Here is a 16,057-nt window from a genome sequence, read left to right as displayed (position 1 = left end):
TGGTGATAATGCTTAGTTCATGCTTGCTTGTTCAACAATTTCTGCACTTGTTTGAGAGCTATAGCACCGACGTTGTAAGCAGCCCAGCCGCCCGCCAACAATACGGGCATCAATACTATTAGTATGCGGAAGTCAAATTCCATGAGTTCTCCTCCTAAAGTTTTTTAACAAATTCTCATAATCTATTTGTATCTCATTTTGTCGCCATTCTCATGACTCTTTAACCAAATATTCGGGATACGCAGGAGGACATCGCTCCGCAAGAATTGAGAGCCAAAGCGAAACTGCTGGGCGGGCGATCGGCATTCGCTGCACCAATTATCCCACAATCTGTTTCGCAATCCCTTCGACCACCTTAGTTAGAGGGTCGTTCGGGAAATGCAGCGCAAACACTCCCTTGCTGGCGAGCAGCATCATCTTGTCGCTGTGGGGCAGTACCCCTGCCACTGGGATGTTGTAGATACTCTCTACTTGCTGCTTCAAATCCTCGAAATCCAGCGATTCTGGGGCTTTGTTAATCGTCATCAAAATCTTGGGAACTTCTAATTTTCGGGCCACATCTACCGTGACAGCCGTTCCCTGAAAATCTTGCTGATCCGGACGCAGAATCAGCAGCAGGATGTCGGAAATGGTGATGCTGAGGAGGGTTTCTTCGTTGAGCCCCGGGTGCGTGTCTATAAATAGGTAGTCTAAGTTCAAAACCTCGATCAGTTCTTGAAAGCCGTCGGTAAGCAGTCCCACATCGTAGCCTTCGCGCAAAACTCGCGCTATCTCCCCTGCTTTAATACTCGAAGGAATCAGGTAGAGGTTGCCGTTACTGGCTAATTTTGGCAGCAGCGAACTCACATTGTAGGCCGTATCTGCGATCGGACACCGGCCCCACAGGTAATCGTTCAGGCAGCGATCCATGTTGCTCTCGCTGAAACCGAACAGCACGTGAATCCCCGGTGATTGAATATCTGTGTCCACAATGGCGACCCGATTTCCGCCGCGAGCGATAATAGATGCCAGGTTTGCTGTCGTGTTCGATTTGCCAGTTCCGCCCCGGTAAGAGTGGACAGAGATGATTTTGGACATGATCTGCGTATTAGGGTAAGAAACGGCGAGAACCCATTATGATGGAATTCTCGATGATGCAGTGGAGTTGTCTGTCATTCTTCCTTGCCCCCCAAATCCTCCTTATCTGTTAAACTATCAATTTTTTCATCTTTTATCATCTTTTGGGCGCCCCTGCGCTGCCGCATCTGTTTGGCTTTGGTTTGCAAATCGCTGAACTCGTCATCAGGTTTAGTTTCGGCTGAACTAGCACCACAACCAGTACCGTTAGGGACACCCGTTTTAGAGCCGCTTTCCGATTCAGTCACGGCGGGGCGCTGCTTCTGCTGTTTGGCTTTTTCCTGCAACTGAGCTAGGTATTCGTCTGTTTGACTTTCGACCTTGGGAAGCTCTGGGGTACTTGCAATTATTTCTTGGGCTTCGGAAGGTGGTTTGTGAGAGGTTTCTTGTTTGCTAATCCTCAGTTTATCTTTCTTTTGCTGCAATTCTTTAAAGAAATCAGATTCGGTGATTTCTGCGACTTGCTGTTCTTTTTTGGCTTGGTCTATTTCGATTTTGAAGACTTGTTTTACTCGATCGCTAATTGCTTTCCCGTATCCGGCTTTATTAAATCTCTCTGCTGAGACAATGCTACCGCCAGTTAAGATTAATGCTAACGCTGGCGCTGCCACAGGCACCCACCCTCCCAACAGAAAAATCCCAAAGCCGATCGCGCAACACCCGGACAGCATTGCTCCGAATGTCACCGTCAACTTCGCTGGGTGAGCCATCCGCGATGCCAAGGTTCCTCCGACAATTGACCATCCCGAAATCCACAAGATTTCTGCCCATTGCGGCCAAAACCACAACATCGGTCTGTTGTCTAAAACTGCACTCAAAATTTGGCTGACTACTTGTGCGTGTGCCACGATACCAGGCATGAATTGGTTGCTTTGCTGTCGCCCACTGTAAGGAGTATAAAATAAATCTTTAACGGTTTCTGTGGTGTAACCGATGAGAACTATTTTATCTTTAACTAAATTCGGGTCAACTTTCCCTTCTAAAACATCCGTAATTCTGACTTGGTTTGCGACTTGCTGCTTGGAACGATAGTTAATTAATATTTGATATCCCCTGACATCGACATTGCTGTATCCTCCGTCATTGCTTTTTAGTTGTTTTAATTGGGTTTTTCCCAGCCATAAAGATTGATCTGGTGCAAGTTGGGGAGAGATTTTTTCCCCTTGCAGGTAGCGGAGTGCTAGCTGGAGGTTGAAGGAAGCTAAAACTTGAGAATTGTCATTGCAAAGATGTTTTTGGACCGAGGATTTGCCCTCTATTGTCGGTGGTTTCATAAATAGTAAAGCCCTGCGGAGTATGCCACCCGCGTCGATTACGAAATCTGCAAATCCCACCCGGTTTTGTGGCAGCCCCGGCGCAGGCGGAGAACCGGGATTGTCCGGGCTTCCGTCGGTGACTAAACATACCCCGATAATTCGATCGCTTTTTTGTAAAAATTTAGTTAATTCCTCGCGCCCGTCTGCTAAAGGTACGTCTCGCAGTACATCTAAACCGATGACTGCCGGCTGCATTTTGTCTAGTTTTTGTAAGATTTCAGCTATTTTGCGATCGGATATTGGCCACTGATTCAGTTTCTGAATGTCTGCTTCGGTAATCCCCACAACTAGCAAACGCGAGTCTGGCTGTTCCTCGGGACGCCACCTCACCATTTGGTCGTAAGCGCTTAATTCTACTGGTTCGAGTATTCCTAGCTGTCTGGCCCCCATCAATGATAATGTTACTGCTGCGCTGGCAATTAATACAGACTTAGCCAATGCTAGTGATGGTTTATACATTTGACTCAATTGAGCCACTGCCGATCGAATTTTGTTAGATATTTTACTCATTATCCCAGCATAAAAGTTTGACTCGTTTCTGGAACAGCAGTTGTTTCAAATTTCCCGCCTGCTGGAGACTTCCTCCATCTTAGAACACTCGGAAACTCCGACCACTTTGTTACAAAAATTTACAGTACGTGGCGACCAACTGTATCCAATGATACTTGCGGTTTAGGAAACCTGATTTTTCCGACAGAGAATCCCCTTGCCGCTCGAATTAATTAATGTTATTGATGATATGTCAAGGTATAAATTGTGTATCTGCGCCCTCGACTAGCAGCTCAAAAATATTTGTCGCCATCAGCGAATGCCTGTGTTTGCAATTATAGTGAAAGGTACAACCAAATGAAACGTTTTCTACATCGGGCTACACTTGCGGTCGCCGTATCTGCGATCGCAGCTACCGTACCCAGTTCACTTGCACCGATGCGCGCACAATCCCAGCCGCTTCTACTGAGTCAAAATGTTAATTTCAAGCCTCCCGACGTAACAGCCCCGGCCGGCCGACAAGGAGGGACACATCGCGGCAACAAGCTTTGTCCAGCGGGTTTATCTATTACTCCTTTAGTGCCTCCAACTAATATCGGTTTAACCCTAACAGAGTCTCCCACAATTTTTGTCTATGTTCCTCAAACCTCGGCAAAAATAGAGTTTACTGTCCTCAACGAGAAGGAAGAGGAAGTGGTCTACGAAAAAACATTTAAACTAGACAAATCTGGGATTGTTGGAGTTACCATTCCTGCTACCGTGGACAACAACAAATCCCTTGAAGTTGGCAAGCGATACGTGTGGTCATTTTCGCTAGTTTGCGACCCCGAAGACCGAGCTGCGGATTTAGTTGTTAAAGGGTTCGTGCAGCGAATTGAACCGCAGGCAACTCTCAAGAGCGAGTTGGCAAATCCCGACCCGATGACTAGGCTCAATGTTTATGCTCAAAATGGGATTTGGTACGAAACACTCGCTACTTTAGCCCAAATGCGGCGCCAGACACCGGGGGATGTGAAGCTGACAGCGAAGTGGACGCAATTATTGCAGTCCCAAGGACTGGAATCAGTTGCAGCTCAACCACTGGTTGCGCCGCTTTAAATCTCGCTATTTCTGAAAATTTTGTCGGTCGGCCGATGGCGATTTGAAAATTGACCCATTTACTCGATCGCGCCCGGGGCTAAAACTCCGGGTTAACATTTAGAGATGCGCTCTATAAATATTTCTACAAGTTGGTGGAAAAATGAAACGTTTTATACATTTTACTGCACTGGTGATGACTGTATTGGCGATCGCCGTTACTCTCCCCAGTTTGCTGACACCGATGCAGGCTGTGCCTGCACCCATTCTGCTGAGTCAGAATGTTAATTTCAAACCTCCCGATGTAACAGCCCCCGACAACCGGCAAGGGGGGACGCATCGAGGCTGTAAGTTACGGGATGGTTTATTCATTACTCCCTTAATACCTGAAAGCAATATTGGCTTAACGCTAACAGAGTCGCCAACATTTTTTGTATATGTTTCTCAACCAGCGGCTCAAGTAGAGTTTATTTTGCTAAACGAAGATGAATCCGAAGTAGTTTACGAAACTACTTTAAAAAATGACAAAGCCGGAATTATTGGAGTTAGCCTTTCTGAGAAAGACCAGACAAAAAATATTGAGGTTGGTAAGCGATATGTGTGGTCGTTTGCACTAGCCTGCGATCCGCTGGAGCGTTCGGGAGATTATATTGTTAAAGGATGGATGCAGCGAATTGAACCCCAGGCAAACCTCAAGAACGATTTGGCAAATCCCGACCCTATGGCTAAGGTGATTGCTTATGCTAAAAATGGGATTTGGTACGAGACTGTTGCTACTCTAGCCGAAATGCGGCGCCTCGCACCCGATGATTCCCGGCTGACGACCGAGTGGACGCAATTGTTGCAGTCCCAAGGACTAGAATCGATTGCCGCTCAACCGCTAGTTCAGTCTTTTGAATAACGACTCTTGACTAATCACTGCTGAGTGTTTGCACAGTCAATTCTTCAATTATTCAATCCAGTGACCGAAAGCAGCCAGGGTACAAGCCCCCCAAATTTAGAGGTGCAGAAATAAAAAACCTAGTATCCGATAACAAGTCCCCGGATTCATCAGGGAGATCGCTTTCTTCAATTCTCCAATTCTTCAATTATTCAATCCAAAATCTAAAATCTATTGATGGCTAATAACTTTCCGACAATTCTAGCTCTTGATTTTGACGGTGTGATTTGTGACGGACTAATCGAATATTTCCAAACCGCTTGGCGTACCTACTGTCAAATCTGGAAACCAGTCGAAACAGTGCCAGCTCCAGATTTAGCTTTGAGTTTTTACCGAGTGCGACCCGCCATCGAAACCGGTTGGGAAATGCCGCTGCTGATCCGCGCACTGCTGACAGGGATTTCCCCAGAGCAAATTTTGCTAGATTGGCCCAATATAGTACCGTATTTGTTGACCGAGAATAATTTAAAAGCGCAGTCTGTCGGTGCTATGTTAGACGGATTGCGCGATAATTGGATTGCTGAGGATTTAGCTGGGTGGCTGTCTTTGCACCGCTTTTATCCAGGGGTAGCCGATCGCCTGCACTCGTTGCAGGATAGTTCGGTGAAAGTGGCGATCGTTACTACAAAGGAAGGCCGTTTTGTGCGGGAACTTTTGCAGCTAGCAGGCGTACAAATGCCGTCGGAGTTAATTTTTGGTAAGGAATACAACAAGCCTAAACACCAAATTTTGCGGGAATTTTTGGCTGCGTCTGGCAAAGACTCGACTATTTGGTTTGTGGAAGATCGGTTAAAAACTTTGCTGTCGGTGAAGCAGCAGCCGGATTTATCTCAGGTGAGGTTATTTTTGGCGGATTGGGGTTACAATACTTTGACAGAACGGGAATCTGTGGCTCAAAATCTACCAGTTCAATTGCTTTCTCTGTCGCAGTTTGCCGGAGATTTTGCCGATTGGCTGCCGCTCGACTATTGATGTTAGATTTGTTTACAGGTGTGATTTTTTTTCGCTTTTCAGAGTCAAAAAAACTCACAAAATTTTACATCTTTTTTGTTGACTTTTGCGGCGTAGACATGGTATTTAAATATAATGGGATGGTGAAAAAAAATAATATTTTTTCACCATCCCATTATAAAATAAATATAACAAAAATCCATCAAAAAAGCAAGGTTATCGACAAAAAAAATGTTTTTTTTTATAGACTATTGGAAGTAATCTTGACCTCCAAAACCGGGTTTTTTACTATTTCTATGGGCCGGGACGAAGTATTTTAATTGGTCAAACCACGTATCTGACAAAAAACAAAGCTTCGCCACCAAAAAATTGAAAAGTATTTTGATAATTTCTCAGCTTGAAAGCTTTCTAATATTGAGATTTAAAACCGATGCTCGATTTAACTAAAGCAGCCAAGGCAATGCAGGGAATGAGTCAACATTTGAATGTGGAAGCTCACGCGGCTCGCCAACGTTTGGAAGTGGCTCAGAATTTGCTGGTAAAGGCGGCAGCGGAACAGGAAAAATTGGTGGAATTGCAAGAGAATTGGCGCGATCGCACTTTATTCAATGCTGCCACGCCGATCGAGCCATTGTCCGATCGTACCTACATCACCGCACCCCCCGCCGCCCACACAGTCTTTGCCACAGACGGCTCGCAAATTTCCCCCAACCATCACGAAATAGCCTACTGCTACCTGCTAAACGTTGGCACAGTCATGCTGCACTACGGACAAAGCCGCCACCCAGTTTTAGACAGCGTACCCGAGGTTTTCTACAAACCCGAAGACTTGTACGGTTCGCGACAGTGGGGAATTAGAACCGAAGAATGGATGGGATATCGGCGCGCAGTTTCCGAAGCAATTGCCTTAGCAGAAATGGGTTGCAATTGGGCAAAAGTTAACGACAATAAATTGCCCGCGCCAGCTTTAGCAATGGTAGACGGTTCCCTGATTTATTGGTTTTTGGAACAGTTACCCACCGATGCGCGCGATCAAATTTTGCTGCCAATTTTAGAAGCTTGGGACAAGTTGCGTTTAGCAGGAATTCCGCTGTTAGGATACTTAAGCGCTTCTCGCAGCAGCGAAAGCTTATCTTTTTTGCGGTTTGAAGCTTGCACCCACGACGTACCAGACTGCATGACTAATTGTCCGAACGTCGGATTTGCCGCGACAATTTCTTTCGCCGAAAAAGCACCTTGTCAAGAATTTGAACCTTTGCGGGATGCCATATTGTGGGCAACAATCCTGTCCCCAGGACAAAGGAGTCCTTTGTGGAAATCCCAAGCTCGAATTTTAGATTTGTACGGTCTTAATTCCGTCTATTTCTGTTACGTTCACGTCGGCACAGAAATTGCTAGAATAGAAGTGCCGGAATGGGTAGCACAAGATACAGCACAGCTAGATTTAGCATTAGGAATGATGCTGGCTCAAGTACACAAAGGCGGCGGCTATCCGGTGACGCTAGCAGAAGCTCATAATCAAGCGGTAGTCACGGGGGGCGATCGAAGTCGCTTTTTCGCTTTGTTAGAGCAGCAAATGATTAAAGCCGGCTTAAAAAATGTCGGAATTTCTTATAAGGAAACACGGAAGCGTGGCAGTATTGCTTAAAGTAATAAGTAGAGTAGTCTTGGACGCAGAAACCGGGTTTTTACCGAAATACTGCATTTGAACCTTTAACACAGATAAAAACCCCGGTTTCTATGGTATTGATACGTAATTTATGTTGAATTTAAATAGAGTTAAAAATGTTATATGCCAATAGAACTAATTATCTTAATTGCTTCGTTACTTGTATCTTGGCTAGTCTTTAATTGGGCGTTTAAAGTTTTGAAAGCCAGCATCGGGACAGCGATTGGTTTAGCAGCAATTGTGCTGACGATGCAGTTATTGTTTGGCATCGGCCCAAATCAGCTTTTCCAACATATAATTCACTTGCCGGAAACCCTGGGTAAAATGATTTCAGGCAAGTGAATCAATTTAAAATTTGCTATTTTAGATTTGAGATGGGAGGACAAATCTAATTGAATGTATGCTAGGTCTGCTGTGGTGGCACAGAAGGCTGTCGCTCAAATAAGTGTCACTCAAAAAAGCGACTGGTCGATCGCTCAGTCCGATCGCCAAAATAGAGCTAACGTATCGACATAAAAGCAAATGAATACAGCTTTATTAATTGCTTGGACGATCGCCGGATGGTGCGGAACCATTCCCATTTCAGTCTTAATTCGGGAGCTCCGGCGGCGGTTTCCTCCTCCCCCTCCTCCTCCCGATCCGTTCCGAGAAATTGCCTTCCGCATCTCTGGGGTAGCGGGTGGCATTGCTGGGGGCTTTCTCTACAGCAGCGCTTTCCCGATGCAATCGCTGGATGCCGTCAATGTAGGGGTTACAGCCTTTGGGGCCTTCTTGAGTGGGATGCTGGCATCTGACATGGCGGGATTGGCGATGAGGCAGGGCGATCCGACTCCTCAGCTTAATGTGAAGTGAATCGCAGATAAAAAGTGCAAACAGAGGTTCAGTAGGAAACTTGACGGGGTTCTTACCCCGTCAAGTCCTGTATCTGGGTATTCCGAGAATTTTCCCTCTTCCCTCTTCGTTCTTCCTTCAGATATTAACTTCCCAGCATTTGCAACTTGTACAAACTGGCATACAACCCTTCTTGCTGCAACAACTCTTCGTGGCTGCCAGACTCTACTAACTGCCCGCGTTTGAGCACTAAAATGCGATCGACATTTCGGATAGTCGAGAGCCTGTGGGCAATAATTATCGCCGTTCTGTCCGCCATCACACGCTCTAGAGCTTCTTGAATTAAAGCTTCCGTCCCCACATCCAAACTAGCAGTTGCCTCGTCTAGAACTAAAATACTGGGATTGCGAATAGCGGCGCGAGCAAACGCTAATAATTGCTTTTGTCCCCCCGAAAGATTGGTTCCCCGTTCCCGCAATTGCGTATCATAGCCTTGAGGCAACTGTTCGATTAAACGGGCAACATTTGTCTTTTCTGCTGCTGCTTGAATTTCCTCAATCGAGTAACTTTCTCCCAGGCTGATATTGCTCTTCACATCACCAGCAAATAAAAAGCCATCTTGGATAATTACGCCTATGTGCCTGCGTAACTCTGCTTGAGGCAAATCCCGAATATCGACATGATTAACCAGAATCCGTCCTCGGCTAGGCTCGTAAAGGCGGCACAGGAGACGGATAATCGAACTTTTGCCCGCACCCGTGGGGCCAACTAATGCTACTTTTTCGCCAGATTTGATGGTGAAATTGAGGTTTTGCAGGACATATTCGTCTTCTTTGTAAGCAAACCACACGTTGTCAAATTGGATTTCTCCAGATTCAGAATTCTGCGATTTGGCATTTTCACCCCCCCGAAGCTTGGGGGGGGTGGCGGGGGGTGATTGGGGATTGTTAGCCAATAAACGATATTCTGAACTTGCTGGATTTTGATGATTATCTGCCAATCCTCGATCGAACGGAGACAAGTTGTAAGCCGTTGCCTCTGGATGTCCAGTTATCAACAACGGTGAATAACCTGCCCTTCTTCCTTCTTGCGTCTTCCCTCTTCCTTCTTCCTTCTTGCCTCTTCCTTCTTCCTTCTTCCCGCTAGTTGGATCTTTAATTTCGATCGGTTCGTTGAGAATATCGCTAATTCGTTCGACAGCGGTAAATCCTGCTTGAATTGCAGTGAATTTCTCAGCAAATTGCCGCAGCGGATCGAAGAGACGCTGAGCAAATAAAATGAATGCCGAGAGAGTACCGAAGTTGAGATTACCGGCTAAAACCCTTTGACCGCCCATCCACAAAACGGCTGCGATCGCTACTAAAGCAATCCATTCTAATGTCGCAGATACGGCTGAGTCGTAAAAAATAGTTTGGTCAACGGCTTTAATGTAGCGTTTATTGGTGACGCGAAACAATTCTGAGTTGAATCTTTCGCGGCGGAATAGCTGCACTACACCAATACCAGTCAGGTTTTCTTGCAGTTGTGCGTTGAGATCGGAAAGTTCTTCTCGGGTATTGTAATTTGCTATGCGATATTGGTACTGTAAATAAATTATGACTGCCGTAATTGGTATCATCATCAGCACCAACATTAAAGCTAGTTGCCACTGCATGGTAAACATGAAAATGGCAATTACTAAAATTGAAAATAAATCGCTGACAATGCCGATCGCCCCTGAAGAGAAAACCTCTCCTAAAGCTTCCACATCACTGGTGAGGCGAGTCATCAATTTACCAACAGGAGTGCGATCGAAAAATCTCACTGCTAGCGATGTGACGTGGGCGAACAAATCATTTCTAATATCTGTAGTAATTATTTGCCCTACTTTCGTGACTAAATAGCCTTGAACTGATTGCAGTGCTAATCTAAGTGTTATAGTTAGCATCAGCAAAATAGCCAAAATATTCAATGCAGCAGATAAAGACAATCCTCGCAAGAATTCGTAGGTAGGTTCCGAGCGAATTACGGAAATTGCCTGTCCGATGAGAATCGGTTGAATTGCTCCTGAGACTGCTAGCGGTACTAATAGTGCGATCGAAATAATCAGCAAGCGTTTGCTGCGGGTTGCGTAAGATGCCAACCTCATGAATAACCGCCAGTCTGTTTCCTGGCCGGATTTGTTTTTGGTATCTGCTACTGGTGAGGAAGTTGTCATCCGATTTTAGATTTTAGATTTTAGATTTTAGATTTCAGAAGCTATTATGCTGCTAAATCCGGCGCCTTTTTCTGAGGATATCGAGCTTTTTTTCGCTGCGTGGCTTGTAGGGCGGGCGGGCGAGATCAGTTCGCTCAGCTTAGAGCAAAAAAGCTGTACAATATATCCAACTAATAATTGTAGCAAATAGAGTCAGTCAAATTAGGAAATATTCTACATAGCCAGCAACTTCTCGAACCCGACAGCACTCAGTCACCCATATTTATTAGAACAGCGGATATGCGCTACTTGCCACTTTATGCCTTTAGACATAGAGTTTACTACTGGTTTTAGTTACTGTGTCAAATGCTGGGTTTTCAAAATGCAGTTCACTGTATTGAAGAGATTGATTCTACATTTCACCGTCGTCTTAATGAAAGTGTATTAGACTTTGTACTGATAAATTATGCACGAAATAGAGACAGCCCGATTGTATCTGAGACAATTTACGCCTGAAGACTTAGATGAGCTGTACCGTATTTACAGTGAGGCAGAAGTAATGAAATACTTGAGAGGAGTTAAAACTAGAGAAGAAACACAAATCGCCATTCATACCATGCTCAAATGTTGGGCAGAAAACAACTTCGGAATGTGGGCTTTAGTACATAAAATAGACCGTAAATTGATCGGTCGCTGCGGACTGGCTTTTCTGGACAAAACACCGGAAGTTGAGCTGGGCTATGCGATCGACAAAGTTTATTGGAATCAAGGATTGGTTACAGAAGCATCTTTGGCTAGTCTCAACTATGGATTTCAAATATTAAATTTGGAGAGAATAGTTGCGATCGCCCGACCCGAAAATATCGCCTCCCAGCGGGTGATACAGAAAGTTGGCATGAAATATGAAAAAAATGCTCGTTATTACGAAACTGATGTACTATATTACTCTATCTCGCGAGAAACCTACGAGTCAAAAGTAGTTTAGTAGGGTGTGCAATGCACACCTTACTGCATTTAAATTACTCACATTGCAAATTGTCATTGTTGCCTGCTGACAACTACGAAGTTCTTTGCAATTGCTTGTTAACTTTTTGAATTTTCTTAGCAAAATACTCTTGTCTGTGTCCCAATTTTTTAGCCACGTCCAACCCTTTTTGATAGGATTCCAAAGCTTTATCGTAAGCCTTCATCTCTTGATAAACTTGACCGATATTGTCATAAGTGTTCATCAATCCGTAGAAATTGTAAGCCCGCTCTTCTAACAGCAACTGCATTTGATAAATCCGCAAAGTCTGTTCCCACTGCTTTTGCGCTCGATAAAGTAACGCTAATTTATCTAAAGCTTCGCTAGCTTGGGCATACTGTTGAATAGGGACGGCTAAATTGTAGGCTTCCTGATAGTATTGAGCGGCTAAATTGATTTGACCTATGGTTTGGTAATCGCTGGCGATCGCAATTTTGATCGGTGGTATAGCGCTGGGATTTTGCAGGTTGACATACACTGATGCTAGTTTTTCCCTGGCTGCGATCGCCTTTAGGGGTTGTTTCGACTGCTGGTAAACGTAGGCCAACTGTCTGAGAGTATCTACCTCTGTTGGAGGAGTTACAGGCTGCGGCGGCGCGCCGTTTCCCGCAACTACAGCAGAAGTTGGCACAGCAGAATTAGCAGCAAATAAAGCGCGGTTTTCCTGAATTAAAGTTGCCAATTCCTCATACACAGGAGCCGCTTTATCGTAACTCAACCAATTGATGTGAATGAGGCCGATCGCCTTCAAAATCTGACCTTGAGCCAATATATCTTCGTTTTGGCGCGCATTTTCGAGAATTTCTTGGTAAACTTCTACAGTCGGGCCTTTAGCGCGCACCTGCTGAAAAGCCGCAGCGAAGACGGGGAGCAACTCAGTATTAAGTGGTACTTGGGATTTGACTTCTTTTTGAATTGCTTGCAACCGTTTGGTAATAAGCTGTAGTTCGAGGTTTTTACCGTTACTCCAAGCAACACTTCCCACCCGACTCAAAGCAGCAATTTCCGCCGCAGGCCCGAGATACCTACGCAGCCGCAATTCTCGGAACCAAATTTCAAAAGCACCAGCGCCGTCTCCAGCTTCCAGTTTAGCCGCTGCTTCTAAGTTTAACTGCTCCAAAGCCGCTGTCAGTTCGTCCCGCTGAGTGCTGCTCAAAGATTCAGTGGCGGGAGCTAGGGGATCGGGTGTGGTAATTTCTAGAGGATTAGGAGAAAATTGATCGAGGCCTGGTGGATTAGTTTGGGCGCTAGCAATAGAACCAGCACACAACCACAGGAAAAGCAAGCACCCAATTGGTACAGAACTTCTCATTCTCAAAATTTGGTTGCCGCGATTCGGCATTCCTTCTCGAAACATCAAGTTTTGCATATCTACAAAACGGTATAAATTATGTCACAAAGATGGCACAAAAGCAAACTGTTCAACAAGAGCAACCAAATAAAAATTACCCTGCTGAGCAATTATGACCATTTAAAGACGCTGGGCGATCCTCTTCGAGGGCTTCGCCAACGTATTTTACGCTTATTCAGTCTCGCCCTAATTCTCTTAACTGTTTGCACAGCTTGCGCCCCCCCTCCCGCAGTTGCTAGAGACCGCTCTTTTCCAGAAATGGCCCTAGAATTTTTGGGCGAGTACCAATTGCCAAAAATGAATTTTGAAGGAGCACCAGTCGGCGGTTTGTCAGGAATTACCTACGACCCCAAAGGTATTAGCGCAGTCAATTCCAAAGCTTATCGCTTTTACGCTCTTTCCGACGACCCCAGCGAAAACGGAGAAGCGAGATTTTACAGTCTCAGAGTCGACCTCACATCAAGCGATCCAGCAAATATTCGCCTGAAAAAAGTTACTGTTGAAGGCGTTACACCTCTCAAAAAAGCAGAGGGTGAAACCTTCTCTTGGGGTTCCATCAATCCCGAAGGCATCGCCCTTTCTCCCCGCAACTCAGTATTTGTCGCCAGCGAAGGCGTTACTCATGTTGGCATCCCTCCTTTTCTCGGAGAATTCGACATCAAAACAGGGCAAATGCGGGGAAAATTGCCGATACCAAAGCGCTATATTCCTGATGCCAGCGATGAAAAACAGCAGCAAGGAGTGGTGGACAATTTAGGTTTTGAATCTTTAACCATCGACCCAGAAACCTTTAGTCCGGGCGGTCTAGATCCGTTTCGTTTGTTCGCAGCTACGGAAGCGCCGTTAATGCAAGATTTAGACCCGGAACAGGCAAGCAAACTCCGTCTTTTACATTATGTCATCGTCGATAAAACACCCCAATTAGTCTCAGAAAATCTTTATACTCTCGACCAAGTTCCAATGACTATTTTGAACGGTTTAACAGAATTAGTAACTGTCGGTGGCGGTCAGATTCTGAGTTTAGAACGTTCTTTTGGCCTGTCGGGATACAGCGCTAGAATTTATCAAGTAGCGGTTGGGGCGGCTACAGATACTTCGAGAATCCAGAGTTTTAAAGGGCGAGTGGCAATGGTCGAACCTGTTAAGAAAAAGTTGCTGCTAGACTTAAGCGAACTCGGAATTCCGCTGTACAATTTAGAGGGAATGACCCTCGGGCCGCAGTTGCCAGATGGCAGCAAAAGTGTAGTTTTGGTCAGTGACGACAATTTTGATGAAGCGCAGAAAACTCAGTTTCTTTTATTTAGCTTGAAGGGCCCAGGTTAGGTCATAAGGGCGGGCTAGAAGCCCACCCCACCCCACAAAAATATTTATTGTTTGTGAAACAGGCAGGAAAGCCTATTGAGGAAAACCGTACCATAAAATTCACTCTTTGTGGAACAGGCATCTTGCCTGTTCATAAAAAAGTTAAATCAAATTTCTCCAACTATAAAACCCCCTACTCATGCCAAGTCGTAACACTTTGCACCTGCCAGGAATGGAACTTTCATACCTAGAATGGAAGCCAGAAACAGGTAAAAAAAAAGTTCCGCGTTTGCTGCTGCTGCACGGTTTAGCAGATAGTGCGTGTGTCTGGAGTAGCTTGGGCAATTATTTCTCCAACCGCTATCATATTGTAGCGCCAGATATGCGCGGCCACGGAGAGAGTAGCAAACCGAAAACAGACTATACTTTTGAAAGTGCGATCGCAGATTTAGAAGCTTTGATGGCACATCTCAACTGGCCTGACGCACACATTTTAGGACATTCTTGGACGGGAAAACTAGCAGCGATTTGGGCGAGGCAAAATCCCGATCGCTTTTGCAGTATGATTTTAGTAGACCCCATCTTCATCACCAAACTGCCCGCCGCGATGAAACTCACCCTGCCAATGGTTTACCGAAAATTAGACTGTCTCAAATGTGTGGGCCCGTTTGCGACTTTAGCCCAAGCAGAAGCAGCAGCCAAACAATCGGGAGAATACGCAGATTGGAGTGACTTGCAGCAAATGGTATTCCAACACCAAATCGAACAAAAATCCGACGGAACTTGGGGCAGTAAATTTGCGATTGCAGCCAGAAATCCGATATTTGCCGAAGTGATGAAAGTTGCGGGTTTAACTGAAAATATTGAGATACCGACTTTGTTTGTACAGCCGGAAAAAGGCGTAAATCGCATGGCTTGGCAAATGCAGCCATACAAGAGATACTTGAAAAATCTTACCGTTGCAAAAGTACCGGGGAATCACTGGTCTTTTTTGACTCAACCGGAAACTTTTAATCAAACTGTGGCAGATTTTTTAGAGGGCACAAGACAGTGAATTTAGAAATTATTGCACATCGGGGATTTTCGGCTATCGCCCCCGAGAACACTTTAGCAGCTTTTGAACTGGCGATTGCCCGTGGAGCTCATTCGATCGAATTTGACATCCAGTTATCCGCCGACAACGTACCAGTGATTTTTCACGACGCAACATTAGATAGAATCACTGGAGTTTCTGGCAAAGTTAGGGAAACAACCCTGTCTCAATTGAAGACACTTAATGCGGGAAAATGGTGTAGCGATGAATTTTCCCAAGAAAAAATTCCTACTTTAAAAGCCGCATTAACCATACTCAAAAATGTTGACAAATTTCTTTACTTTGATGTCAAACCTCACTGCGATTGGTCTGACTCAGATGTAGCGGATTTTGTCAATACTTTGAAGGGCGAAGAAATCCAACACAAATGCGTTATTACCTCTTTTAACGCTGGATTTCTGGAACAAGTGCGGCGGCTATCTGGCGATTTGGCGATCGGACACATTGTTGCTAATCTAGAAGCGTACAAAACTCAATTAGCTCAAGCTGTGACCTATCAGGATAATTTGATTAGCAGCCAGTATCGCGTGTTGCTGGAAAATCCCGCACTAATTCAAGAAAGCCGGAGTCAGGGAGTTGACATTGTGGTCTGGACGGTGGACGATCGAGCAGATATGCAAAAGTTAATTGATTTGGGTATAACGCGGATAGTCACTAATTGTTTGATATAATTTGTTTAACTTGATATCTTGCACCATTATCAAGAACGGGCAAGATGCCGG

Annotated in this window: 15 protein-coding genes; 10 read left to right on the top strand and 5 right to left on the bottom strand. The window is 45.1% G+C overall.

From position 1 onward, the window contains the following. Positions 1-17 precede the first annotated feature (17 nt). The 3 genes from QUA57_RS07180 to QUA57_RS07170 all read right to left on the bottom strand — a co-directional run bounded on the left by QUA57_RS07180 (position 18) and on the right by QUA57_RS07170 (position 2,942). Entirely contained in the window at positions 18-143 is a 126-nt protein-coding gene (locus QUA57_RS07180; protein ID WP_333038396.1) for a photosystem II protein Y, read from the bottom strand. Between the two features lie 175 nt (positions 144-318). Further along, positions 319-1,077 (bottom strand): MinD/ParA family protein, encoded by a 759-nt coding sequence (locus QUA57_RS07175; protein WP_333038399.1) that lies wholly within the window; start codon positions 1,075-1,077, stop codon positions 319-321. Positions 1,078-1,151: 74 nt separating this feature from the next. Then, on the bottom strand, positions 1,152-2,942 hold the full coding sequence (locus QUA57_RS07170; protein WP_333061692.1) for a CHASE2 domain-containing protein: 1,791 nt from the start codon (positions 2,940-2,942) through the stop codon (positions 1,152-1,154). A 336-nt stretch (positions 2,943-3,278) separates the two neighbouring features. Between QUA57_RS07170 and QUA57_RS07165 the strand changes: the two genes are divergently transcribed. From QUA57_RS07165 to QUA57_RS07140, 6 genes are all read left to right on the top strand, one after another. Beyond that, positions 3,279-4,019, top strand: a complete 741-nt coding sequence (locus QUA57_RS07165) for a DUF928 domain-containing protein (RefSeq protein WP_333061689.1) — start codon at positions 3,279-3,281, stop codon at positions 4,017-4,019. Between the two features lie 142 nt (positions 4,020-4,161). Beyond that, positions 4,162-4,899 (top strand): DUF928 domain-containing protein, encoded by a 738-nt coding sequence (locus QUA57_RS07160; protein ID WP_333061687.1) that lies wholly within the window; start codon positions 4,162-4,164, stop codon positions 4,897-4,899. Positions 4,900-5,115: 216 nt separating this feature from the next. Next, complete coding sequence (locus QUA57_RS07155) at positions 5,116-5,910, top strand: HAD family hydrolase (protein WP_333061685.1); 795 nt, start codon at positions 5,116-5,118, stop codon at positions 5,908-5,910. A 409-nt stretch (positions 5,911-6,319) separates the two neighbouring features. After that, positions 6,320-7,537, top strand: coding sequence for a DNA double-strand break repair nuclease NurA (locus QUA57_RS07150; protein ID WP_333061684.1), 1,218 nt, complete (start codon positions 6,320-6,322; stop codon positions 7,535-7,537). 144 nt (positions 7,538-7,681) lie between these two features. Then, positions 7,682-7,900, top strand: coding sequence for a hypothetical protein (locus QUA57_RS07145; protein ID WP_006633087.1), 219 nt, complete (start codon positions 7,682-7,684; stop codon positions 7,898-7,900). 180 nt (positions 7,901-8,080) lie between these two features. Further along, complete coding sequence (locus QUA57_RS07140; RefSeq protein ID WP_333061681.1) at positions 8,081-8,410, top strand: hypothetical protein; 330 nt, start codon at positions 8,081-8,083, stop codon at positions 8,408-8,410. A gap of 124 nt (positions 8,411-8,534) precedes the next feature. Here the strand turns inward: QUA57_RS07140 and QUA57_RS07135 are convergent, their stop codons facing one another. Continuing rightward, on the bottom strand, positions 8,535-10,586 hold the full coding sequence (locus tag QUA57_RS07135) for an ABC transporter ATP-binding protein (protein ID WP_333061678.1): 2,052 nt from the start codon (positions 10,584-10,586) through the stop codon (positions 8,535-8,537). Between the two features lie 445 nt (positions 10,587-11,031). Between QUA57_RS07135 and QUA57_RS07130 the strand changes: the two genes are divergently transcribed. Further along, positions 11,032-11,550, top strand: coding sequence for a GNAT family N-acetyltransferase (locus tag QUA57_RS07130; RefSeq protein ID WP_333061677.1), 519 nt, complete (start codon positions 11,032-11,034; stop codon positions 11,548-11,550). Between the two features lie 73 nt (positions 11,551-11,623). Here QUA57_RS07130 and QUA57_RS07125 read toward each other — a convergent pair whose 3' ends face one another. Continuing rightward, entirely contained in the window at positions 11,624-12,958 is a 1,335-nt protein-coding gene (locus QUA57_RS07125; protein ID WP_333061676.1) for a tetratricopeptide repeat protein, read from the bottom strand. Between the two features lie 21 nt (positions 12,959-12,979). Here QUA57_RS07125 and QUA57_RS07120 point away from each other — a divergent pair, with 21 nt between their 5' ends. From QUA57_RS07120 to QUA57_RS07110, 3 genes are all read left to right on the top strand, one after another. Next, complete coding sequence (locus QUA57_RS07120; RefSeq protein WP_333061674.1) at positions 12,980-14,263, top strand: esterase-like activity of phytase family protein; 1,284 nt, start codon at positions 12,980-12,982, stop codon at positions 14,261-14,263. A gap of 178 nt (positions 14,264-14,441) precedes the next feature. Then, positions 14,442-15,296 carry an alpha/beta hydrolase gene (locus tag QUA57_RS07115; protein ID WP_333061672.1) on the top strand — a complete coding sequence of 285 codons (855 nt, stop codon included), beginning with the start codon at positions 14,442-14,444 and terminating at the stop codon, positions 15,294-15,296. Continuing rightward, a complete protein-coding gene (locus QUA57_RS07110; protein ID WP_333061670.1) occupies positions 15,293-16,006 on the top strand; it encodes a glycerophosphodiester phosphodiesterase family protein in 714 nt (237 codons plus the stop codon). Before QUA57_RS07115 ends, QUA57_RS07110 begins: the two co-directional genes overlap by 4 nt. Positions 16,007-16,057: the final 51 nt, after the last annotated feature.

This window comes from Microcoleus sp. Pol7_B2 (genome assembly GCF_036701035.1).
Lineage (GTDB): Bacteria > Cyanobacteriota > Cyanobacteriia > Cyanobacteriales > Microcoleaceae > Microcoleus.
The sequence above is the reverse complement of the archived record's forward strand: the minus strand, read 5'-3'. Positions and strand labels throughout refer to the sequence as shown.